Origin of the sequence: Micromonospora sp. WMMD734, from assembly GCF_049178975.1 — a bacterium.
Lineage (GTDB): Bacteria > Actinomycetota > Actinomycetes > Mycobacteriales > Micromonosporaceae > Micromonospora > Micromonospora wenchangensis.
On the sequence record NZ_JBMHMK010000001.1, the window covers coordinates 4,651,680 to 4,673,617 of the forward strand.

Consider the following 21,938-nt stretch of genomic DNA (forward strand, 5'->3'; position numbering starts at 1 on the left):
GGGCGACGGACCGCTCATCCCCGCGCCCCCGCCAGCGCGGCCGGTTCGCCGAGGACGTCGGAGAGGAGTTGGGCGCACCAGTCGAGCAGCGCCTGGTCGCGCAGCGGCTCGCCGCCGACCCGGCGGGTGCTCGGCCGGGGCACGCTGACCTGGTCGGTGGCCTGCTTGTAGACCGAGTCCGGGTGGTAGCGCTTGAGCCGCAACTGCTTGGAATCGGGCAGCGGCAGCGGGCCGAACCGCAGGTGCTTGCCCTGCATGCTCACGTCGGTCAGGCCGTACCGGCGGGCCAGCAGCCGGAACCGGGCCACCGCGACCAGGTTCTGCACCGGGGCGGGCGGCTCGCCGTACCGGTCGGTCATCTCGGCCACCACCTCGCGCAGCCGGGCGTCGTCGCGTGCCTCGGCGAGCTTGCGGTACATCTCCAGCCGCAGCCGCTCCACCCCGACGTAGTCGTGCGGCAGGTGGGCGTCGATCGGGAGGTCGATCTTGACGTCCGTCTCATCCTCGGCGCTCTCCCCCTTGAACGCCGACACCGCCTCGCCGACCATCCGGACGTACAGGTCGAACCCGACGCCCTCGATGTGCCCGGACTGTTCGCCGCCGAGCAGGTTGCCGGCGCCCCGGATCTCCAGGTCCTTCATCGCCACGTACATGCCCGCGCCCAGCTCGGTGTGCTGGGCGATGGTGGCCAGCCGCTCGTGCGCATGCTCGGTGAGCGGCTTCTCCGGCGGATAGAGGAAGTACGCGTACGCCCGCTCCCGGCCCCGGCCGACCCGACCCCGGATCTGGTGCAGCTGGGCCAGGCCGAGCAGGTCGGCCCGCTCCACGATCAGGGTGTTGGCGTTCGGGATGTCGATGCCGGACTCGACGATGGTGGTGCAGACCAGGACGTCGAACTCCTTCTCCCAGAAGCCGACCATCACCTTCTCCAGGGCCTCCTCGCCCATCTGCCCGTGGGCCACCGCCACCCGCGCCTCGGGCACCAGCTCGCGCAGCTTCCGGGCGGTCCGGTCGATCGACTCCACCCGGTTGTGCAGGTAGAAGACCTGCCCGTCGCGGAGCAACTCCCGGTGGATCGACGCGGCCACCTGCCGGCCGTCGTACGCCCCGACGAAGGTCAACACCGGGTGCCGCTCCTCCGGCGGGGTGGCGATGGTCGACATCTCCCGGATGCCGGTGATCGCCATCTCCAGCGTCCTCGGGATCGGGGTGGCCGACATGCTCAGCACGTCGACCGAGGCGCGCAGCGTCTTGAGGTGCTCCTTGTGCTCGACGCCGAACCGCTGCTCCTCGTCGATGACCACCATGCCGAGGGACCTGAACCGGGTCGCCGCCTGGAGCAGCCGGTGGGTGCCGATGACGATGTCGACCGTGCCGTCGGCGACCATCTCCAGCGTCCGCTCACTCTCCTTGGCGGTCTGGAACCGGGACAGCTGCCTGATGGTCACCGGGAACTGGTTCATCCGCTCGGCGAACGTGTTGTAGTGCTGCTGCACCAGCAGCGTCGTCGGCACCAGCACCGCCACCTGCTTGCCGTCCTGCACCGCCTTGAACGCCGCCCGGACGGCGATCTCGGTCTTGCCGTACCCGACGTCGCCGCAGATCAGCCGGTCCATCGGGACGGTCTGCTCCATGTCCCGCTTGACCTCCTCGATGGCGGCCAGCTGGTCGGGCGTCTCCTGCCACGGGAAGGCGTCCTCCAGCTCCCGCTGCCACGGGGAGTCCGGGGCGAACGCGTGCCCCTTGGACGCCTTGCGGGCGGCGTAGAGCTGGATGAGCTGGGCGGCGATCTCCTTGACCGCCTTGCGGGCGCGGGCCTTGGACTTCTGCCAGTCCGAGCCGCCCATCTTGTGCAGGGTGGGCTGTTCGCCGCCGACGTAGCGGGAGAGCTGGTCGAGCTGGTCGGTGGGGACAAAGAGCCGGTCGCCGGGCTGGCCGCGCTTGCTGGCCGCGTACTCGATGACCAGGTATTCCCGGGACGCGCCGTTGACGGTGCGCTGCACCAGCTCGACGTACCGGCCGATGCCGTGCTGCTCGTGCACGACGAAGTCGCCGGCCTTCAGCTCCAGCGGGTCGATGGTGTTGCGTCGCCGGCTCGGCATCTTGCGCATGTCCCGGGTGGTGGCGCCCCGGCCGCCGGTGACGTCGTTGCCGGTGAGCAGCACGAACTTCGACGCCTCGTCGACGAAGCCGGCGGTCAGGCGGCCGCAGGAGACCAGCACCTCGCCGGGGGCGGGCGCGGCCGGCACCTGCTCGGTGAGCCGGGCGCCCAGGCCGGCGTCGCGGAGCACCTCGACGGCCCGTTGGGCGGGACCGTGCCCCTCGAAGACCAGCGCCACCGACCAGCCCTCACCGGTCCAGCGCTTGAGGTCGTCGACCACCCGGTCGGTCTCACCGTGGTAGAGCGGGGCCGGCTGGGCGGCCAGGCTCACCGCGATCGCGTCGTCGGGGGTCACGTCCGCCTGGGCCGGTGCGTCCTCCCAGGGCTGCCGGACCGGTGCGGCGGCGTCCGCCTCGACCAGTCCGAACGGGGCGAGGGTCCACCAGGGCTGGCGCAGGGCGCGGGCGGCGGCGCGTACCTCGGCCAGGGATTTGAAGGCGGCGGCGCCGAGGTCGACCGGGGCCTGGCCACCGACGGCGGCCGCGGCCCAGCTCGCCTGGAGGAACTCCTCCGAGGTACGCACCAGGTCGTGCGCCCGGGTGCGGATCCGCTCCGGGTCGCAGAGCAGCACGTGGGTGCCGGCCGGCATGGTGTCCACCAGCAGTTCCAGGCTCTCGCTGCCGAGCAGCGCCGGCACCAGCGACTCCATCCCCTCGACCGGGATGCCCTCGGCCAGCTTGTCGAGGATCTCGACCAGCTCCGGGTGCTCCCCGGCGAGCGCGGCGGCCCGCCGACGCACCGCCGGGGTCAGCAGCAGCTCCCGGCACGGCGGGGCCCAGAGCTGCGGTACGCCTTCGATGGTGCGCTGGTCGGCGACGGCGAAGGTGCGGATCTCCTCCACCTCGTCGCCCCAGAACTCGACCCGGGACGGGTGCTCGTCGGTGGGCGGGAAGACGTCCAGGATGCCGCCGCGTACCGCGAACTCGCCGCGCTTGGTGACCAGGTCGACCCGGGCGTACGCCAGGTCGGTGAGCCGGCGGGCGACCTCCTCCAGGTCGGCCTCCTCACCGGCGGCGAGCTGCACCGGTTCCAGGTCGCCGAGGCCCCTGAGCTGCGGTTGCAGCAGCGAGCGCACCGGTGCCACCACCACCCGCAGCGGGCCGGCGTCGGCGTTGCCGTCGGCGCGGGCGGTGTGTGGGCCCGGCGCGTCCGGGTGGGCGAGGCGGCGCAGCACGGCCAGCCGCCGGCCGACGGTGTCGGAACGGGGCGAGAGCCGCTCGTGCGGCAGCGTCTCCCAGGACGGGAAGACCGCGACCTGCCCGGCGGGGAGCAGGCTGCCCAGCGCGGCGGCCAGGTCGTCGGCCTCCCGGCTCGTGGCGGTCACGGCGAGTACCGGCCGGCCGGCCCCACCGGCGGCCGGGTCGGCGGCGACGGCGGCCACGGCGAACGGGCGCAGCGCGGTCGGGGCGGTCAGGTCCAGCCCGTCGACCTGGGCGGCACCGGAGCGCGCCAGGTCACGCGCCCGGGTAAGCCCGGGGTCGGCCAGGGCGGCGGAGAAGAGTCCGGTGAGCATCAGTGATCACTTCCAGAGGAGTCGACGCGCACGACTGCTGCCCCTCGTCCGGCCGGACGGGGGGTGCACGTCGACCAGCCTATCCCCGCCCACCGCCCTATCCCCGCCCACCCGAGGAGCCCCTCACCCCACCCAAGATCATCTTGATGTCGCGGATGTAGCGGCATCCCCGCTCGCAGACACCACTACATCCATGACATTGCGACGCCCCACCCGCGAGGTGTTCAGGCGGCGCGGGTCAGGCGCGGGTCGAGCTGGCTGATCAGATGGTGGGACAGGCGGGCCAGGCGGCGGGACTGGGCGAGGCCGATCGGCCAGCGGTCGACCTCCTCGCCGGCCGAGCACTCCAACAGCAGCCCGGACGGCGGGGTCGGGCCGATATCCATGCACCACAGGCCGAGCCGGACCTGGATCACCTCGTCGCCGTGTACGGCCGCGTCGAGGAGTCGGGACAGGTGCAGGTCGTTCGGGCCGGCGCAGTCCGGACCACGCAGGCACCACGGCGGATGGCCGGAGCCCGACGGTCGGACGGGACTCACCAGGTGCGGGGAATTCGGTAGGTTGCCCATGGGCCAGGGTCCTTTCCTGGTCAAGGCCCGGGGAGCGGAGTGCCAGCTCCACCCCGGGCCGCCCTGTTTCGACGGGCGGTCCTGCCACGGCCACCCGGTACCGACGCGGCGGACCTGCCACGGTCGCCACCCTCAACCTATGACTACCTGTCATGCCAGGTCAATACCTGTGAGCACTCCTGATTGACGCTCTGCCGGCCACCGTGATCACATGGGCTTCACCTGCCACGGAAGTCTGCCCATGCCTGCCTACACGAAGAAGCAGCAACTCATCGACACCCTCACCCACCGCATCGAGTCGGGCGAGTACCCGCCGGGCAGCAAGCTGCCCTCGGGCACCGAGCTGTGCGCGGAGTTCGAGGTGTCGCGCCAGGTGGTGCGCTCCGCCATCGACTGGCTCAAGGCGCGCGGACTGGTGGAAGGCGCACCAGGTGCCGGTGTCTTCGTACTGAAACGAGATGCCCGGTAGCGCGGATCACGGCGACCGGAGCCGTCAGTAGCGCACCATGATCCGGCGTTCGACCGCGTCGACCCGGATCTCCCCGCCGTACGGGACGATCAACTGCGGGTCGGTGTGGCCGAGGTCGACGTCGAAGACCACCACCGCGTCCGGGTGGTAGGCGGCGAGCGCCCGGACGATCGCGCCACGCTGGGCGGAACCCCACGCCAGCCGGTCCGCCACCGGCAGCGGTCGGTCGAAGTCCCACGCCTTGGGCCGGCCGACGACGACCGCCGGGAAGGCGGCGAGCAGCCCCCGCTCCCCCATGTTCCGCATGATCCGGAACACCTCCTGCGCGTCGGGCAGCTCGTTGGAGGTCTCGACGACGAGCACCGAGCCGGCCAGCTCGGCGGCCGACGGGACCCGGTCGGCGGCCATCAGCCAGTGCAGGATCTCCAGGCAGCCGCCCCAGGTCCGGCCCTCGACCACCGTCGACGGGCCCCGCCAGCGCCAGCCCTCGCCGGGCAGCATCGGCGGTTCGACCGCGAGCGTGGCCGGGTTCCGCCAGTCGCCCGGCTCGTCACCCCACTGCGGCGCGGCTGTCAGCTCGTACCAGTCGGAGGTGAACAGGGCGGCGCGCAGCGAGTCGAGGGTCAGCGGGTGCGGCGCGCCGGGCCGGCCGAGGTGCACCAGCACCGAGCCGCCGTGGTAGGCCACCATCCCCAACCGGTAGAGGTGGTTGAGGACGTTGGTGTTGTCCGAGTAGCCGAAGTAGGGCTTCGGGTTGGCCCGCAGCACCGCGTCGTCGAGGTGCGGGGTGACGGTGATCAGGTCGTCGCCGCCGACGGTGGCGAGCACGGCGGTGACCGTCGGGTCGGCGAAGGCGGCGGTCAGGTCGCGTGCCCGGTCCCGGGGGTCGGCCCGGGTCTGCCGGGTCGTGGGGTACTCCACCGGCTCCAGGCCGAACTCCTCGCGCAGCCGGCGCAGGCCCAGCTCGTAGACGTGCGGGAAGAGACCCGCCAGGCCGGCGGAGGGGGAGACCACCGCGACCCGGTCGCCCGGCTTCGGCTTGGTGGGGTATTCGGGAAGGGCCACGAGCGGAACCTACCGCCCACCACCAGCGCTTTTCGCCCGGCAAAGCCCTACAGGTCGGGCATTGCGGCCATAGGCTGGGCCGGTGGACGAGGAGCCGCGGACCCGGGACTGGCTGCCCCGCACGGCGGCGCTGCTGCTCGGCACGCTGGTGCTGGCCACCGCGTTCATCGCGGCCTACGTGGGCGCGTTGCACCAGCCGCGCCCCCGGGACGTGCCGGTCGGGGTGGTGACCGGCGACCAGCGCGCCGAAGCGCTGCTGACCGCCGTACGGGCCCGCACCGACACGATCAAGTCCGTCGGGTACGCCGACCCCGGCACGGCCGACGACGCCCTCACCGCCCGCCAGGTGTACGCCGTACTCACCTCCGCCCCCGACGGCACGCTCACCCTGGCCACCGCCAGCGCCTCCGCGCCGGCCGCCACCGAACTGGTCACCGGGGTCCTCACCCCGGCCGCCCGGCAGGCCGGGGTGCCGCTCACCGTCACCGACCAGGTGCCCGTCTCCCCCGACGACCCGCGTGGCCTGGTGCCGTTCTACCTGGCCGTCGGGCTGGTACTCGGCGGCTACCTGGCCTCGACCGCGCTCGGCGTCTCGCTCGGCACCGCCCCGCGCGGGCTGCGCCGGGCCGGACTGCGGATCGGCTCGCTGGCCGTGCACGCGGTGCTGCTCGGCACCATCGGCGCGGTGCTGGTCGGCCCGGTCCTCGACGTCTGGGACCACGACCTGGTCACGGTGGCGGCGGTCGGCATGCTCACCGTCTTCACCGCCGCGATGGTGGCCGCCGCCGTGCAGGGCTGGCTGGGTCTGCTCGGCACCGGGCTGGTGATCCTGCTGCTGGTGGTGCTCGGCAACCCCGGCTCGGGCGGCATCTACGCCCCCGAGTTCCTGCCCGCCGCGCTGCGCGGCATGCACCGCTGGAACGTCCCCGGCCTCGCCACCGACCTACTCAAATCGGCCGTCTACTTCGACTGGCGGTCGGCCCGCTGGCCGCTGGCCGGGCTGCTCATCTGGGTCACGCTCGGGCTGTTCGGCCTGCTCACCGCCGCCCTGTTCCGGGAACGCCGGGCCGGGGCCGGGCGGGGCGGGCGGTGATCGTGGGGAAGGTGACACACCGAACCCCTTCCTCCCGGACCGGGCCACGCAGATACCATCCAGGGAGTCGGACAGCGCTGTCCTTCGTACTCACGTAAGGAGCGCACGGTGACCGACCAGCATGATCACGACGGGCCCGACGCCGCACTGCGGGCCGACATCCGTCGGCTCGGCACCCTGCTCGGCCAGACCCTGGCCCGGCAGGAGGGGCGACCGCTGCTCGACCTGGTCGAGGAGATCCGCGCCCAGGTCCGCTCCGACGCCCCGGCCGCCGCGCAGCGCCTCGGCGGGCTCGACGTGTCCACCGGCACCAAGCTGGCCCGCGCCTTCTCCACCTACTTCCACCTGGCCAACATCACCGAGCAGGTGCACCGGGCCCGCGACCTGCGGCGCCGCCGGGCGATCCAGGGCGGCTGGCTGGACCAGGCGGCCAAGATGATCGCCGAGCGCGGGGTGCCGGCCGAGGAGATCGCCGCCGCCGCCCGCCGCCTCGCGGTACGCCCCGTCTTCACCGCCCACCCCACCGAGGCGGCCCGCCGGTCGATCCTGTCCAAGCTGCGCGCCATCGCCGACGAGCTGGACGCCGAGACCGCCAACGCCATCCTCTACGGCGCCAGCGACGAGGCCCCGGCCAACCGCCGCCTCGCCGAACTGCTCGACCTGATGTGGCAGACCGACGAGCTGCGCCTCGACCGGCCCGACCCGACCGACGAGGCCCGCAACGCCATCTACTACCTGCGCGACCTGTACGCCGAGGCCGCCCCGCAGGTGCTCGACGACCTGGCCGACACGCTGCGCACCCTCGGCGTGGAGACCTCGCCGACGTCGCGCCCGCTGACCTTCGGCACCTGGATCGGCGGCGACCGGGACGGCAACCCGTTCGTCACCCCCGTGGTCACCCGGGAGGTGCTGCGCATCCAGCACGAGCACGGCATCGCGGCCACCGAGGCGGCGATGGAGCACCTGGTCAACGAGGTCTCCGTCTCCCGCCGGCTGCGCGCCGTGTCGCTGGACCTGTCGGCCAGTCTCGCCGCCGACCTGGACGCGCTGCCCGAGGTGGCCCCCCGGTTCCGCCGGGTCAACGCCGAGGAGCCCTACCGGCTCAAGGCCCGCTGCGTGAAGGCGAAGCTGGCCAACACCCGGGAGCGGCTGCGCGCCGGCACCCCGCACGTGCCGGGCCGGGACTACCAGGGCTCCGGCGAGCTGATCGCCGACCTGGAGCTGCTGCGCGCCTCCCTGGCCCGCAACTCCGGGCAGCTCACCGCCGTCGGCCGGCTCGCCTCCACCATCCGTACCGTCTCCGCGTTCGGGCTGCACCTGGCCACCATGGACGTCCGGGAACACGCCGAGAAGCACCACGAGGTACTCACCCAGCTCTACGCGGCGGTCGGCGAGGTGTCGGACTACCCGTCGCTGACCCGGCTGGAGCGCACCAAGCTGCTCGCCGACGAGCTGACCGGCCGTCGGCCGCTGTCCGCCCTGGACACCCCGTTGACCGAGGGGGCGCGCAAGACGTTCGACGTGTTCGGGACGATCCGCGAGGCGCAGGACCGGTTCGGCGGCGAGGTCATCGAGTCGTACATCATCTCGATGACCCTGGGTGTGGACGACGTGCTCGCGGCGGTGGTGCTGGCCCGGGAGGCCGGCCTGGTCGACGTGCACACCGGGCGGGCCCGGATCGGCTTCGTCCCGCTGCTGGAGACCCCGGCCGAGCTGAACGCCGGCGGCGAGATGCTCAACGAACTGCTCTCCCTGCCGGCCTACCGGGCGCTGGTCGCGGCCCGGGGCGACGTGCAGGAGGTGATGCTGGGCTACTCCGACTCCAACAAGGAGGCCGGCATCACCACCAGCCAGTGGTCCATCCACCGGGCCCAGCGGGCGCTGCGGGACGTGGCCGCCCAGCACGGCGTGCACCTGCGGTTGTTCCACGGCCGGGGCGGCACCGTCGGGCGCGGCGGCGGCCCCACCCACGAGGCGATCCTGGCCCAGCCGTACGGCACCCTGGACGGCGCGATCAAGGTGACCGAGCAGGGTGAGGTCATCTCCGACAAGTACACCCTGCCGGCGCTGGCCCGGGAGAACCTGGAGCTGACCGTGGCCGCGGTGCTCCAGGCGACGCTGCTGCACACCGCCCCCCGGCAGCCCGCCGAGCAGTTGGAACGCTGGGACGCGGCGATGGACGTGGTCTCCGAGTCGGCCTTCCGGTCGTACCGGGGCCTGGTGGAGGACCCGGACCTGCCGGCGTACTTCTGGGCGTCCACGCCGACGGAGCTGCTCGGCGCGCTGAACATCGGCTCCCGGCCGGCGAAGCGGCCGAACACCGGGGCCGGCCTGGGCGGGCTGCGGGCAATCCCGTGGGTATTCGGCTGGACGCAGACCCGGCAGATCGTGCCCGGCTGGTTCGGGGTCGGTTCCGGCCTCGCCGCCGCCCGCGCCGCCGGGCTGGAGGACGTGCTGGCCGAGATGCACCGCAACTGGCACTTCTTCCGCACGTTCCTGTCCAACGTGGAGATGATGCTGACCAAGACCGACCTGAGCATCGCCCGCCGGTACGTCGAGACGCTGGTCCCCGAGGAACTGCACCCGATCTTCGACAAGATCCAGCAGGAGTACGAGCTGACCAAGCAGGAGGTGCTGGCGGTCACCTCGTCGCCGGCCCTGCTGGAGAACTCGCCGGTGCTCCAGCGCACCCTGGCGGTGCGCGACACCTACCTGGAGCCGCTGCACCACCTCCAGGTGGCGCTGCTGCGGCAGTACCGGGACTCCGGCGCCGCCGGTCGTGCGGTGATCACCGCGCCGGGCGGCCGGCGCGCCCCCAGCGACGGTACGGCCCTGGAGCGCGCCCTGCTCACCACGGTCAACGGCATCGCCGCCGGGATGCGCAACACCGGCTGACGCGCCGGGCCCCTGCCGACGCCTCGGCTACCGCAGGGGCCCGCTCCGCACCGGCCGCCGGAGCACATCCGGGCCTGCCCGGGACCCGTCCGGGCCTGCCCGGAAGCACGTTGGGTGCGCGGCGGGTGGGGACCGGTCGGACGCCACGACGGCGGCCCCGGCGTCAGAAGTCGCCGCCACCGCCGAAGTCGCCACCGCCGAAGTCGCCGCCCCCGAACCCGCCGCCGCCGAAGTCACCCCCGCCGAAGTCACCGGCAGTGCCGAAGTCGCCGCCGCCGACGTCCCCGGCGCTGCCGAAATCACCGCCGAAGTCGGTGCCGTCGCCGAAACCCTCCTGGTAGCCGGCGTCGTAGCCCGGGTCGGCGAAGGCCGGCGAGAAGAGTGCGTCGGCGATCAGCATCCCGCCGACCACACCGACGCCCGCCCCCAGCGCGGTCTTCCACCACGGCGTCGAGTACCAGCCGGCCGGCACCGGCCGGCCCTGGTAACGGCCGCCCGGGTAGTAGTACGGGGTATCCCGGCCGGGCTGCGGGCCGGCCCTGAACGTCTGCCCCTGCACGTCCACCTGACGCTCCCGGGTGATCTCCCCGGCCCCCTGCGCGGCGGCCAGCGGGGGCAGCTCCGGGCCCGGGTCCAGGCCGAGCGCCACCCGGGCCGCCCGCGCGTAGGCGAGCCCCTCCAACGCGGTCTCCCGGGCCAGCCGGAACTGGTGCACCGTACGGGCCTGCTCCAACTGGCTGCCCGCCGCGTTGTACCGCTCACCCGCGTCGACCAGCGCCTGGCGTACCGCCGGGTCGTCGCCGTGCAGGTTCATCACCTGGCCACCGAGGCGTTCGTACCAGCGTTGGGCGTCGGCGCGTACGTCGGCGAGGCTGCGCGCCTCCCGGGCCGCCTTCTCCCGCCGCCACCAGACGAAACCACCGGCCAGCATGGCGACCAGGATGAGCACGAGCAGAAATTCCATTCTCCGAACGTACCCGGGGGCGTCGAGTCGTACCCGTTTGGCAAGCTCTGGTGATGGACTTCTCGACGCTGGCCGTGGTGGTGGTCTGCCTCGCCGCCGGCGGGGCGGTCGGCTGGTACGCCGCCCGCTCCCGGTCGGCCACCGAGATCGCCCGGCTGGAGGCCACCCTCGCCGCCACCCGGGAGGGCGAGGGCCGGCTGGAGCAGTCGATGCGGGCGCTGAGCTACGAGGCCACCGCCCAGTCCCAGGAGGCGGTGGCCCGCGCGGTCGCCCCGCTGCACGACACCCTGCGCCGCTACGAGACCCGGGTCGGCGAGCTGGAACGCGACCGCGTCGACGCCTACGCCGAGCTGCGCGAACAGGTCCGCTCGATGGGTGCCGTCTCCAGCGAGCTGCGCACCGAGACCAAGCAGCTGGTCGCCGCGCTGCGCGCCCCGCAGGTACGCGGACGCTGGGGCGAGCACCAGCTCCGCCGGATCGTCGAGGCGGCCGGCATGCTGGAACACTGCGACTTCAGCGAGCAGGTCACCGCCGCCACCGACCACCAGGGGGTCCGCCCCGACCTGGTGGTCCGGCTGCACGGCGGGCGCACGGTGGTGGTGGACGCCAAGGCGCCCTTCGACGCCTACCTGACGGCGATGGAGGCACGCGACGAGCGCAGCCGGGACACCCACCTCGACCGGCACGCCAAACACCTGCGTGGGCATGTCGACGCGCTGGCCGCGAAGACCTACTGGGCGGCGTTCGACGACAGCCCGGAGTTCGTGGTGCTGTTCGTCCCGGCCGACCCGTTCCTGGACGTGGCGTTGCAGCGCGACCCGACGCTGCTGGAGCACGCGTTCGCCCGCAACGTGGTGCTCGCCACCCCGGCCACCCTGGTCGCGCTGCTGCGCACGGTGGCGTACTCGTGGCGGCAGGAGGCGCTGGCCCGTAACGCGGTGGCGGTGCACGCGCTGGCCCGCGAGCTGTACGGCCGACTGTCCACCCTGGGCGAGCACGTCGGCAAGCTCGGCAGCTCGCTCGGTGGCGCGGTGACGGCGTACAACCGGGCGGTCGGTTCGCTGGAGGCCCGGGTCCTGGTCAGCGCACGCAAACTGGCCGAGCTGGGCGTCTCCGACCAGGAACTGACCGTCCCGGCCCAGGTCGAGCTGACCCCCCGCCAACCCCAGGCCCCCGAACTCCTCGACGACCGCCCCTGACCCGGACGGGCACACGGGCGGGACGGGTCAGGAGCGGCGGGCCGATTCCACCAGGAACGGGACGCCCTGCTGGCAGGTGCTCATCAGGTCGGGTTGGGCCCGGCCGGTGACGGTGACCCGGGCGCCCTTCACGAGCACGTCGGTGGGGCCGCCTACCAACTGGTGGCCGTCGAGCAGCAGGCACCCCGGCTCGACGCCCGCCTCGACGGTGCCGGTCAGCTCCGTCGCACCCGGACCGGGCGGCAGCCGTGGGCCGCCGGGCGGCGGCTTCAGCCCGCCGGGCGGCACCGACCCGGCCGGCGGCGCGGACGGGGCCACCGAGGCCGACGGCGCGGACGGCGGCACGGTCCCCGTCGGGGTGACCGGGTCCGTCGGGGTGACCGTGAGGGTGGGGGAACTGGTCGGCGTGGCCGGCGGGCCGGTGACGTCGGCACCGTCGCCACAGGCGGCGAGCGCCACACCGGCGGCCAGCAGCACGACGACCGCCATCCGAGGAGTTCTCATACCCACTGGGACGTACCCCTCCCGTGATCCGTTCCGTCCGCCGGGAACCCCCCGACGACGGACACCGGTGCCGGCAGGCCGCCGACGAGCACGCCGACCCACGATCGGCGCGCCACCCGGTGCCTGGGGCGGCGCGAGGCTTCCGTGCCGGCTCGACCCCGCCGCAGCCGGCCCGTGGTCAGCCGCGCGCGGCGGCCTTCATGTCACGCTTGAGTTCCTGCGGCAGCGAGAAGGTCAGCCGCTCGTTGGCGGTGACCACCTCGTCGACATCGGTGAAGCCCCGCTCGGCCAGGTGGGCCAGCACCTCGTGGACCAACTCGTCGGGCACGCTCGCGCCGGAGGTCAGGCCCACCGTCCGGGCGTCGGCCAGCCAGGCGTCGTCGATCTCGTGGGCGAAGTCGACCAGGTGCCCGGCGCGGGCCCCGGCGTCCAGGGCCACCTCGACCAGGCGTACCGAGTTGGACGAGTTGCGCGAGCCGACCACGATCACCACGTCGCAGTCGGGGGCGATCTCCTTGACCACGTGCTGCCGGTTGGAGGTGGCGTAGCAGATGTCGTCGCTGGGCGGCGACTGGAGCAGCGGCAGCCGGGTCTTGAGCCGGGCCACCGTCTCCAGCGTCTCGTCCACCGACAGCGTGGTCTGGGAGAGCCAGACGACCTTGTTCGGGTCACGCACGGTGATCCGGTCGACGTCGTCGGGGCCGTCGACGAGTTGGATGTGGGCGGGGGCCTCCCCGGCGGTGCCGATGACCTCCTCGTGCCCCTCGTGACCGATCAGCAGGATGTCGTAGTCCTCGGCGGCGAACCGCTTGGCCTCCTGGTGCACCTTGGTCACCAACGGGCAGGTCGCGTCGATCGCCCGCAGCGACCGGGCCCTGGCCTGCTCGTAGACCTCGGGGGCGACGCCGTGCGCGGAGAAGATGACGGTGGCGCCCTCGGGCACCTCCTCGTTCTCCTCCACGAAGATCGCGCCCCGCGCCTCCAGGGTCTGCACCACGTGTTTGTTGTGCACGATCTGCTTGCGGACGTAGATCGGCGCACCGTAGAGCTTCAGCGCCTCCTCGACGGTCTGCACCGCCCGGTCCACCCCGGCGCAGTAGCCGCGGGGCTTGGCCAGGAGCACGCGCTTGCCGGTCTTGGGGGTCGCCTCAGCCTCGGTCACCCGACCATCGTACGTGTCGACATCTCCCCCGGCAGGAGCTGCGACCCGTACCACAGCGGGGGTACGGGTCGCGGCGGGCGGCCCGGCAGCGGCGGGTCGTCGGAGGCGGACCGTAGGGTGGGCGGGTGACCGACGCCCCGCGCAGCACCCCCGAGGAACCCTGGCCGGTCCGGGTGGTCAGCCAGAAGGTCGGCGCGTGGATCGCCAAGCTCGGCTGGGTCTGGGTCGACGGGCAGGTGGCGCAGATCAGCCGCCGGCCGGGGGCCGGCACGGTCTTCCTGACCCTGCGCGACCCGTCGGCCGACCTCAGCCTCACCGTCACCACCAACCGGGACGTCCTCGACTCGGGCGCGCCGGAGCTGCGCGAGGGCGCCCGGGTGGTGCTGCACGCCAAGCCGGAGTTCTACGCGGCGCGGGGCACGCTCAGCCTGCGCGCCGACGAGATCCGCCAGGTGGGGCTCGGTGAGCTGCTGGCCCGGCTGGAGAAACTCAAGAAGCTGCTCGCCGCCGAGGGGCTGTTCGACCGGGCCCGCAAGCGCCGGCCGCCGTTCCTGCCGCAGCGGATCGGCCTGGTCACCGGTCGGGCGTCGGCGGCCGAGCGGGACGTGTTGACCAATGCCCGGCGGCGCTGGCCGGCGGTGGAGTTCCGCACGGTCAACGTGGCGGTGCAGGGGCCGGGCGCGGTGTCGCAGATCGTCGACGCGCTGCGGGTCCTCGACGCCGACGAGACCATTGACGTGATCATCCTGGCCCGGGGTGGCGGTGGCATCGAGGATCTGCTGCCCTTCTCCGACGAGGCGCTGTGCCGGGCGGTCTTCGCCTGTCGTACCCCGGTGGTGAGCGCGATCGGCCACGAGACGGACGCTCCGCTTGTCGACTACGTGGCCGACGTCCGCGCGTCCACCCCGACGGACGCCGCCAAGCGGGTCGTGCCCGACCTGGCCGACGAGGTACGGCTGATCGGGCAGGCCCGTTCCCGGCTGGAGCGGGCGGTCCGCAACCTGGTCGACCGGGAGTCGCACCGGCTGACCCTGCTGCGGTCCCGGCCGGTGCTGGCCCGCCCGCAGGTGATGGTCGAGCAGCGCGCGGCCGAGGTATCCGCGTTGCGGGACCGGGCCGGCCGCACCCTCGACCACCGGCTGGACGCGGCCAGCGCCGACCTGCGGCACACCCTGGCCCGGCTGCGGGGGCTCTCCCCCGCCGCCACCCTCGACCGGGGCTACGCCATCGTGCAGCGGGCCGACGGACACGTGGTCCGGGCGGCCGGCGAGGTGGCCGCGGGCGACCCGCTGCGGATACGCCTGGCCGAGGGCGAGCTGACCGCGACCGTCGAGCGATGAGGAGGACGAGATGAGCGACCGGAAACCCGACGAGCAGCTCAGCTACGAGCAGGCCCGCTCCGAGCTGGCCCAGGTGGTGGAGCGGTTGGAGGCCGGCGGCACGTCGCTGGAGGAGTCACTGGCGCTGTGGGAGCGTGGCGAGCGGCTCGCCGCCGCCTGCCAACGCTCCCTCGACGGTGCCCGTGCCCGGATCGACGCCGCGCGGTCCTCCGCCGACGCCTGAACCGGGGTCAGCTGACCAGGCGGATGCGGACCCGGCGGTTCTGCTTGCCCTTGCTCTCCACCTTGACCACCTGGATCCGCCCGACCTGCCCGATGGACGCGACGTGGGTGCCGCCGTCGGCCTGCACGTCGAGACCCTCGATGTCGACGATCCGGACCTCCTGCTCGTCCGGCGGGATGAGGTTGGTCTGGGTGCGGACGATGTCCGGGATGGCCAGCGCCTCGTCGCGGGGCAGCACCCGGACGGAGACCCGCCGGTCGGTGGCGAGTTCCTTGTTGACCGCCTCTTCGAGCAGGCCCTTGAAGCCCTCCGGGGGCTGCGGCAGGTTGAAGTCCATCCGGGCCTCGCCCGGCTCCATGTTGCCGCCGGTCACCAGCGCGCCGAAGTCGCGGAACACCACGCCGCAGAGCACGTGCAGCCCGGAGTGGGTGCGCATCAGGGTGAACCGGCGTTCGTCCTCGATCGCGCCCCGGACCTCGGCCCCGACCGGCGGCGTCGGGTCGCCCTCGGCGGGGATCAGGTAGAGGTCGTCACCCTTGTGGGTGCCGACGATCCGGGTCTGCACCCCCTGCCACAGCAGCACGCCGTGGTCCGGCGGCTGGCCGCCGCCACCGGGGTAGAAGGCGGAGCGGTCCAGCACGATGCCACGTTCGGGATCGACGTGCACGACTCGGCAGGTCCACTCGCGCAGGGACGGGTCGGCGAGGTCGAGACGCTCGGTGCGTCCGTGGTGGGAGATGCCCATGGGGGCGCAGCGTACTACCGATCGTCGCGCACCGTGAGACTAGCCACGCCCGGCCTCGGCCCAGTAGCCGGCCAGCCGCCTGACCACCTCGGTCAGCTCCGCCTCGTCGAGGGTGAAGGGCAGCCGGACGTGGTCCAGGTAGGAGCGTGCCCCCACGGCGAAGTGCGAACCGAGCATCAGCTGCATGCCGTGGTGCTGGGCGACGTGGTTGAACTGTTGCAGTGGCCGGGGGGTGGCGCACCAGACGCTGAGCCCGCCGTGGGGTGACTCGTACCGCCACTGCGGCAGGTGTTCGGCGAGCGCGGCGAGCAGGGTGTCGCGGCGGCCGAGCAGTTCCCGCTGCCGGTCGAGGCGGATCTGCGGCAGGTCGTCGAGGAGCTCGACGGCGAGCAGTTGGGTGGGCAGCGGGCAGCCCAGGTCGTACATGGCCCGCAGGTGCACGATCCGTTGCAGCTCGCGGCGGGGGCCGACCAGCCAGCCGATCCGCAGCCCCGGCCAGCAGACCTTGCTGAGGCTGCCGACGGTGTATATCTGCCCGCCGGGGGCGTACGCGCCGATCGGGGGCGGCGGGACCGGACCGTCGATCCGGGTGTCGGCGAGGGTGAGGTCCTCGACCAGCGGCACCCCGTACCGGCGGGCGATGGAGGCGAGTGCCGCACGCCGACGTTCGGTCATCGTCCACCCGGTCGGGTTGTGGTATGTCGGGATGACGTAAATGAAGGAGGGTTCGTACCGGCGGACCGCCGCCTCGACCGCCTGCGGGTCGGCGCCCTCCCGCTCGATCGGCACGACGACCAGCCGCAACCCGGCGGTACGCAGCGACGCCAGCACCGTCGGGCAGGTCAGCTCCTCGACCAACACGGTGTCGCCCCGCCGGGTCAGCACCCCCGCCAACAGGGACAACGCCTGGGTCGCGCCGTTGGTGACGATCACCTCTTCGGCGGCGGTGACCCGGCCGTCGGCAGTCAGCTTGCCGGCGATCCGGTCCCGCAGCGCGGGATAGCCGGCCGGCTCGTACACCCGGCCGGGCAGCGCGGCGGCGGCCAGGGCGGGCAGCCGGGACATCGCCGCCATCAGCCACGGGCCGGGCGGGGGCGACGGGACCGTCAGGTCGACGGTACGCACCCGGTCACGGACGACGTCGGCGATGAAGCCGCTCGCCGCCGCACCGTAGTCGGAGGGGGGCGCGACGGCGGGCTGGGCGTGCGCCACCCGGGTCCCGCTGCCCTGGAGGCTGACCAGCCAGCCCTCCTCCTTGAGCGAGCTGTACGCCTGGGCGATGGTCGTCCGGCTGACGGCCAGCGCCACGGCGAGCCGGCGTTCCGGGGGCAGTTCACTGCCCGGGGGCAGCGATCCGAGCCGGATCAGCAGCCGCAGCTGCTCGGCCAGCCCGCGGTAGAGCCGGGTCTGGTCGTTCTTCCACGTACCGAGCTGAGCGGCCAACTCTTCCGCGTTCATGCTCTCCCCCCAATGGACTGAGGATTGGCTATTTCCCTCAGCCACTGACTTGAGCAATAGTCCATCGTCACGTTAGCGGGGGGCTGTGACTACGATCTGGCACCGCACCCGCCCGCCCTGCGGCCTGGTCCGCTTCCGAGGCGTGACGCCGCACCGAGTGTCACCTCACTTGAGCCGCCGAAGGAGACGGTTCCAGGCAGAACGGGGAGCGGGAGCCGCATGGAGTCGTCGCTGCACGCAACTGCGGGCTCGAACGGCACGGGGCAGCGCATACCGGCCCCCCGCGCCGCGTCCGGACCGGCCACCTCTTCCGGCGGCACACCGCCGCCGGCCGATCCGGCGTCGACCGAGGCCCTGCTGCCGCTGCTGCGCACGGAGGTCGTCCGCCTCGTCGAGGCCGAGGCGTCCTCGGCGGTGACCCAGACGCTGCTGACCCCGCAGCGGCTGCGCGCCATCTGCGAGCTCGCCACGGAGGATCTGCTGGCGCTGGCCCGCCGGGATCCGGCCGCCGGCAACTCGTGGCAGTACGTCTGGGACAGCTACGTCGCCTACCGGGCGACCCTCGCCTACCGGGTGGCGCACGCGGTCCACCGGGCCGAGGACACCCCGCTGGGCCCGGACGTCCGGCTCGCCCTGGCCCGCCGGGTCTCCGAGGCCGCCAAGGTCCGTACCGGCGTGGAGATCCACCCGGCTGCCAGCATCGGGCGGCGACTGGTCATCGACCACGGGCTCGGCACGGTGGTCGGCGAGACCACCGAGATCGGCGACGACGCGTACATCCTCCAGGGGGTCGTGCTCGGCGCGCGGGGTATCGCCGACAACCCCAGCGGCCGACGGCACCCCCGGCTCGGCGACCGGGTCGAGGTGGGCGCGTTCGCCCGCATCCTCGGCGCGGTGACGGTCGGCGACGACGTGCTGATCGGGCCCGGGATCATCGTCACCAACGACGTGCCGAGCCACCGCCGGGTCCGGCTGCTCAACCAGTACCAGGGCACCTCCGGCGAGTGCAACGTCCGGGTCTTCGGCGTCGTACCGGTCTGCGAGGGTGTGGTCGAGGTGCACGGCACCGGCCTCGCCTCGATCGAGGTGGACCTGGTGACCAGCACCGGCCAGCACCGGCCGGTGGTGGTGCTCGAACGCGACGACCGGCGGGTCCGGTGCGCGGTGAACCGTCCCGGCACCGACGAACGACTGCGGATCATCGACACCTGCGGGAACGAGACGGTCCTCTACAACCTCCAGCAACTCTGGCGGGCGCTCGACGAGTTCGGCTTCGCGTGACCAGGAGATGACATGACGAACCACACCGGTCCCCGCGCCGGCCGCTGGCAGCTCGGGCTGCTCTACCTACTGGTGTGCCTGATCTGGGGCACCACCTGGTACGGCATGAAGATGAGCGTGGAGACGCTGCCGCCGATCACCGCGGCCGGGCTGCGCTTCCTGGTGGCCTTCCCGTTCCTGCTCGCCGTCTGCCTCGCCACGCCCGGGGTGTCGCTGCTACCGCCGCCGGGCCGGCGCTGGGTGGTGCCGTTCATCGCGGTGGTCTACATCGCCGTCCCGTACGCACTGATCAACTACGGCGAGCAGCACATCAGCTCCGGCCTGGCAGCGTTGATCTTCTCGTCGGTCGTGGTCTTCCTGCTGCTCTTCTCGGTGCTGATCTCGCGGATCGCGGTGAGCTGGACGCAGTGGGCCGGCGTGGTGGTCGGGCTCGGCTGCCTGGTCGGCATCGTCCAGCTCACCGCCGGGATCAGCGCCCGGGGCTTGCTCGCCCCGGCCGCCGTGCTGCTCGCCGCGGTCATGCACGCCCTGACGTACGCGGTGATGGCCCGCTACGGCGGCACGGTGCACGTGCTCACCCAGGAGACCCTGCCGATCGGGCTCGGCGCGGTGGGGCTGGTGGTGCTCGGGGCGTTCGTCGAGCGGCCCGACCTGGGCGCGATCTCCGGCCGGTCCCTCACCGGGGTGCTCTACCTCGGCCTGGTCGGCTCGGTGATCGGCTTCGCCGCCTACTTCTACCTGCTCCAGCACGTCGACGCGGTCCTGGTGTCGTACGTCTTCGTGCTCTTCCCGGTGGTGGCGCTGTTCGGGTCGGCGCTGTTGGAGAACGCCACGCTGCCGGCCCTGGCGGTGGTCCTCGCGGTGGTCATGCTGGCCGCGTTCGGGCTGACCAAGAAGGCCACCGGGGGTGGGTCGGCGGCGACGCCCGCACCGGTGACCCCGGACGACGGGGCGGCGCTCGACGGGTCCGCCCTCGACACGATCTACGAGCACGCCCGGGTCGCCTACCCGGGCGAGGCGTGCGGTTTCGTGCACGCCAGCGGACGGGTGCACGAGGCCCGCAACATGGCCGACGAGATGCACCGCAAGGACCCGGCCCGGTTCCCGCGTACCGCCGCCACCGGCTACGTGCTGGCCCCGGCCGACCTGATGTACCTGGAGGACAACCTCGACGTGGACGACCCGGTGGTGGTGCTCTACCACTCGCATCCCAACGGGCGGGCCTACTTCAGCGACGAGGACCGGCGCAACGCCCTGGTCGACGGGGTGCCGCTCTATCCGACGCTTACGCAGTTGGTGGTCGGCATCGACGACACCGGTGTCCGGGAGGCCCGGTTGTTCCGGTGCGTCGACGGGGACTACACCGAGCTGCGTTTCCTGCCCGGCCCGCAGCGGCGGACGGCGGAGGTGGGCTGAGATGGGCATCCGTGACTCGATCCTGGACACCGTGGGGGGCACCCCGCTGGTGCGGCTCAGCCGGCTCACCGCCGACCTGCCCGGGGAGATCCTGCTCAAGTTGGAGCTGAACAACCCGGGCGGCAGCCACAAGATGCGCATCGCGTTGAACATGATCCGGGCGGCGGAGCGGGACGGCCTGCTCAAGCCGGGCTCCGGGCAGACCATCCTGGAGCCCACCGGCGGCAACACCGGGATGGGGATCGCGATCGCCGCCGCCGTGCTCGGTTACCGGGTGGTGCTGGTCATCCCGGACAACTACAGCGAGTCGAAGCGTCGCCTGCTGGCCAGCTTCGGGGTGGAGGTGCGGCTCTCGGACAGCACCCGGGGCAACAACTCGCACGGCGAGCTGGCCACCGAGATCCAGTTCGAGCACCCCGAGTACGTGATGCTCAACCAGGCGGCCAACCCGGCCAACCCGGAGATCCACCGGCTGACCACCGTCCGCGAGATCATCGCCGACCTGGACGGCACCCAGGTGGACTGCTACGTGGCCGGCATCGGCACCGGCGGTCACCTGACCGGCATCGGCGAGGTGCTCCGGCAGCACCAGGGCGGGTTGCGCATCCTCGGCGTGCAGCCGGAGGGGTGCGACATGTTCGCCGACGTGTTCGTCCCGCACCGCATCCAGGGGCTGTCCATCGGCATGATCCCGCCGGTGCTCAACACCGAGATCATCGACGAGATGGTCACGGTGAGCGAGGCGGACGCGATCGACGGGATGCGCCGGCTGATGGCGTCCGAGGGCATCGGCGCGGGGCCGTCGACCGGCGCGAACATCGCCGCGTGCCGCCGGCTGCTGGCCGCCTCGCCCGAGCCGCTGACCCTGCTGACGGTGGCCTACGACCGGGTCAACGACTACCTGGAACTGCTCTGAGCCGGGGTTGACCGCAGCCTGCCGGGCGGGGCGGACACGACGACGGCGGGGTGGCCCGGGGGCCGCCCCGCCGTCGGTGCGCCGGCTCAGCTGAACAGGTTGTAGAACTCCTGCGGCGCCTCGACCACCTGGTCGGCGGCGGGCTTCTGGGCGGCGGTGGCGTTGCCGTAGTCCGAGTAAGTGATCTTGATGTCCTGCGCGGCGCTCTGGCCGGCGGCCGGGATCTGGAGCACCAGCTCGCTGAGCCGGCCCTGCGGGTCGAGCTTCGCGGTGAACGGCACCGACTGCGCCTGCGCGCCCAGGGCGCTGATCAGCGTCTGGTCGACGGAACCGGCCTCGGCGGCCTTCGACACGTCCAGGGTGCCGGCGTAGCTGCCCTCGCCGGTCTGCCGGACCTCGGTGATGCCCTGGGTCAGCACGGCGCTGCCGGCCGGGTCGAGCTTCTCGAAGTCGAACCCGAGGGACTTGTTGCCCTTGATCCGGGTCTGGTCGAGGTGCTGGTACTTGCCGAGGTTGAGCTTCTGCGCGCCGGGGATGCTGCTGGCGGACTTGCCGCCCAGGTCGAGCTTGACCCAGCTGTCCGGCTTGGCGTGGATCAGGTCCAGGTTCATCATCAGGTCCGAAGACGCGTCACCGATGCTCAGCTTCATCTGGGCGCTCTGGCTGGGCTGGTGCACCTGCCCCTCGGCGGTCGACCCCACCCCGCTCATGGTGAACCGGAAGTTGCCGTTGCGGATCTCGTTGGTGGAGTTCAGCAGGGCCTGCTTGGCCTCGGAGGTGCCGGGCGAGGCGCTGCCCGGGGCGACGCTGCCGGAGACCGACGGGGACGCGGACGTCCCCGCCTCGCCGGTGCCGGAGTTGTTGCAGGCGGCCAGGCCGGGGGTGAGCAGCGCTGCGGCGAAGACCGCCGTACTGAAACGTCGAATGGTCACGTCAGGTTCTCCAGTCGGGTCGTCCGACCCCCG

Annotated in this window: 18 protein-coding genes; 9 read left to right on the plus strand and 9 right to left on the minus strand. The window is 72.8% G+C overall.

Going from position 1 to position 21,938, the window contains the following annotated elements; genetic code table 11:
- Window positions 1–14: 14 nt before the first annotated feature.
- Both mfd and ACN267_RS19775 read right to left on the minus strand, forming a co-directional pair.
- Window positions 15–3,674, minus strand: a complete 3,660-nt coding sequence (gene mfd / locus ACN267_RS19770) for a transcription-repair coupling factor (RefSeq protein ID WP_421489334.1) — start codon at window positions 3,672–3,674, stop codon at window positions 15–17.
- Window positions 3,675–3,898: 224 nt separating this feature from the next.
- Window positions 3,899–4,243, minus strand: a complete 345-nt coding sequence (locus ACN267_RS19775; protein ID WP_421489335.1) for a hypothetical protein — start codon at window positions 4,241–4,243, stop codon at window positions 3,899–3,901.
- A 211-nt stretch (window positions 4,244–4,454) separates the two neighbouring features.
- Here ACN267_RS19775 and ACN267_RS19780 point away from each other — a divergent pair, with 211 nt between their 5' ends.
- Window positions 4,455–4,712 (plus strand): winged helix-turn-helix domain-containing protein, encoded by a 258-nt coding sequence (locus ACN267_RS19780; protein WP_281900490.1) that lies wholly within the window; start codon window positions 4,455–4,457, stop codon window positions 4,710–4,712.
- A gap of 24 nt (window positions 4,713–4,736) precedes the next feature.
- Here ACN267_RS19780 and ACN267_RS19785 read toward each other — a convergent pair whose 3' ends face one another.
- Window positions 4,737–5,777, minus strand: a complete 1,041-nt coding sequence (locus tag ACN267_RS19785) for a S66 family peptidase (RefSeq protein ID WP_204956465.1) — start codon at window positions 5,775–5,777, stop codon at window positions 4,737–4,739.
- An 82-nt stretch (window positions 5,778–5,859) separates the two neighbouring features.
- Here ACN267_RS19785 and ACN267_RS19790 point away from each other — a divergent pair, with 82 nt between their 5' ends.
- Both ACN267_RS19790 and ppc read left to right on the plus strand, forming a co-directional pair.
- Window positions 5,860–6,870, plus strand: a complete 1,011-nt coding sequence (locus ACN267_RS19790) for a hypothetical protein (protein ID WP_281900494.1) — start codon at window positions 5,860–5,862, stop codon at window positions 6,868–6,870.
- A gap of 108 nt (window positions 6,871–6,978) precedes the next feature.
- Complete coding sequence (gene ppc / locus ACN267_RS19795; protein ID WP_204956463.1) at window positions 6,979–9,765, plus strand: phosphoenolpyruvate carboxylase; 2,787 nt, start codon at window positions 6,979–6,981, stop codon at window positions 9,763–9,765.
- Window positions 9,766–9,928: 163 nt separating this feature from the next.
- Here ppc and ACN267_RS19800 read toward each other — a convergent pair whose 3' ends face one another.
- Window positions 9,929–10,729 (minus strand): hypothetical protein, encoded by an 801-nt coding sequence (locus tag ACN267_RS19800; RefSeq protein ID WP_281900497.1) that lies wholly within the window; start codon window positions 10,727–10,729, stop codon window positions 9,929–9,931.
- 53 nt (window positions 10,730–10,782) lie between these two features.
- Between ACN267_RS19800 and ACN267_RS19805 the strand changes: the two genes are divergently transcribed.
- Window positions 10,783–11,928: a DNA recombination protein RmuC gene (locus tag ACN267_RS19805; protein WP_281900499.1), complete on the plus strand. Its 1,146-nt coding sequence runs from the start codon at window positions 10,783–10,785 to the stop codon at window positions 11,926–11,928.
- Window positions 11,929–11,955: 27 nt separating this feature from the next.
- Here ACN267_RS19805 and ACN267_RS19810 read toward each other — a convergent pair whose 3' ends face one another.
- Together ACN267_RS19810 and ACN267_RS19815 are read right to left on the minus strand one after the other, a co-directional pair.
- Entirely contained in the window at window positions 11,956–12,432 is a 477-nt protein-coding gene (locus tag ACN267_RS19810) for a hypothetical protein (RefSeq protein ID WP_204956460.1), read from the minus strand.
- A 178-nt stretch (window positions 12,433–12,610) separates the two neighbouring features.
- Window positions 12,611–13,594, minus strand: coding sequence for a 4-hydroxy-3-methylbut-2-enyl diphosphate reductase (locus ACN267_RS19815; RefSeq protein ID WP_204956459.1), 984 nt, complete (start codon window positions 13,592–13,594; stop codon window positions 12,611–12,613).
- A 125-nt stretch (window positions 13,595–13,719) separates the two neighbouring features.
- Here ACN267_RS19815 and xseA point away from each other — a divergent pair, with 125 nt between their 5' ends.
- Entirely contained in the window at window positions 13,720–14,934 is a 1,215-nt protein-coding gene (gene xseA / locus ACN267_RS19820; RefSeq protein ID WP_204956458.1) for an exodeoxyribonuclease VII large subunit, read from the plus strand.
- 10 nt (window positions 14,935–14,944) lie between these two features.
- The gene (locus ACN267_RS19825) at window positions 14,945–15,157 is read left to right on the plus strand and encodes an exodeoxyribonuclease VII small subunit (protein WP_204956457.1); all 213 of its coding nucleotides are present in this window, start codon (window positions 14,945–14,947) and stop codon (window positions 15,155–15,157) included.
- A 7-nt stretch (window positions 15,158–15,164) separates the two neighbouring features.
- Here ACN267_RS19825 and ACN267_RS19830 read toward each other — a convergent pair whose 3' ends face one another.
- Window positions 15,165–15,902 carry an alanyl-tRNA editing protein gene (locus ACN267_RS19830; RefSeq protein WP_204956456.1) on the minus strand — a complete coding sequence of 246 codons (738 nt, stop codon included), beginning with the start codon at window positions 15,900–15,902 and terminating at the stop codon, window positions 15,165–15,167.
- A 39-nt stretch (window positions 15,903–15,941) separates the two neighbouring features.
- Complete coding sequence (locus ACN267_RS19835; protein WP_204956455.1) at window positions 15,942–17,360, minus strand: PLP-dependent aminotransferase family protein; 1,419 nt, start codon at window positions 17,358–17,360, stop codon at window positions 15,942–15,944.
- 219 nt (window positions 17,361–17,579) lie between these two features.
- Here ACN267_RS19835 and ACN267_RS19840 point away from each other — a divergent pair, with 219 nt between their 5' ends.
- Genes ACN267_RS19840 through ACN267_RS19850 form a run of 3 tightly spaced genes read left to right on the plus strand, consistent with a single transcriptional unit; the run spans window position 17,580 to window position 20,973 of the window.
- Entirely contained in the window at window positions 17,580–18,641 is a 1,062-nt protein-coding gene (locus tag ACN267_RS19840; protein WP_204956454.1) for a serine O-acetyltransferase, read from the plus strand.
- A 12-nt stretch (window positions 18,642–18,653) separates the two neighbouring features.
- On the plus strand, window positions 18,654–20,057 hold the full coding sequence (locus tag ACN267_RS19845) for an EamA family transporter (RefSeq protein ID WP_204956453.1): 1,404 nt from the start codon (window positions 18,654–18,656) through the stop codon (window positions 20,055–20,057).
- 1 nt (window position 20,058) lies between these two features.
- Window positions 20,059–20,973 carry a PLP-dependent cysteine synthase family protein gene (locus tag ACN267_RS19850; protein ID WP_204956452.1) on the plus strand — a complete coding sequence of 305 codons (915 nt, stop codon included), beginning with the start codon at window positions 20,059–20,061 and terminating at the stop codon, window positions 20,971–20,973.
- 86 nt (window positions 20,974–21,059) lie between these two features.
- Here the strand turns inward: ACN267_RS19850 and ACN267_RS19855 are convergent, their stop codons facing one another.
- A complete protein-coding gene (locus tag ACN267_RS19855) occupies window positions 21,060–21,905 on the minus strand; it encodes a hypothetical protein (protein ID WP_204956451.1) in 846 nt (281 codons plus the stop codon).
- Window positions 21,906–21,938: the final 33 nt, after the last annotated feature.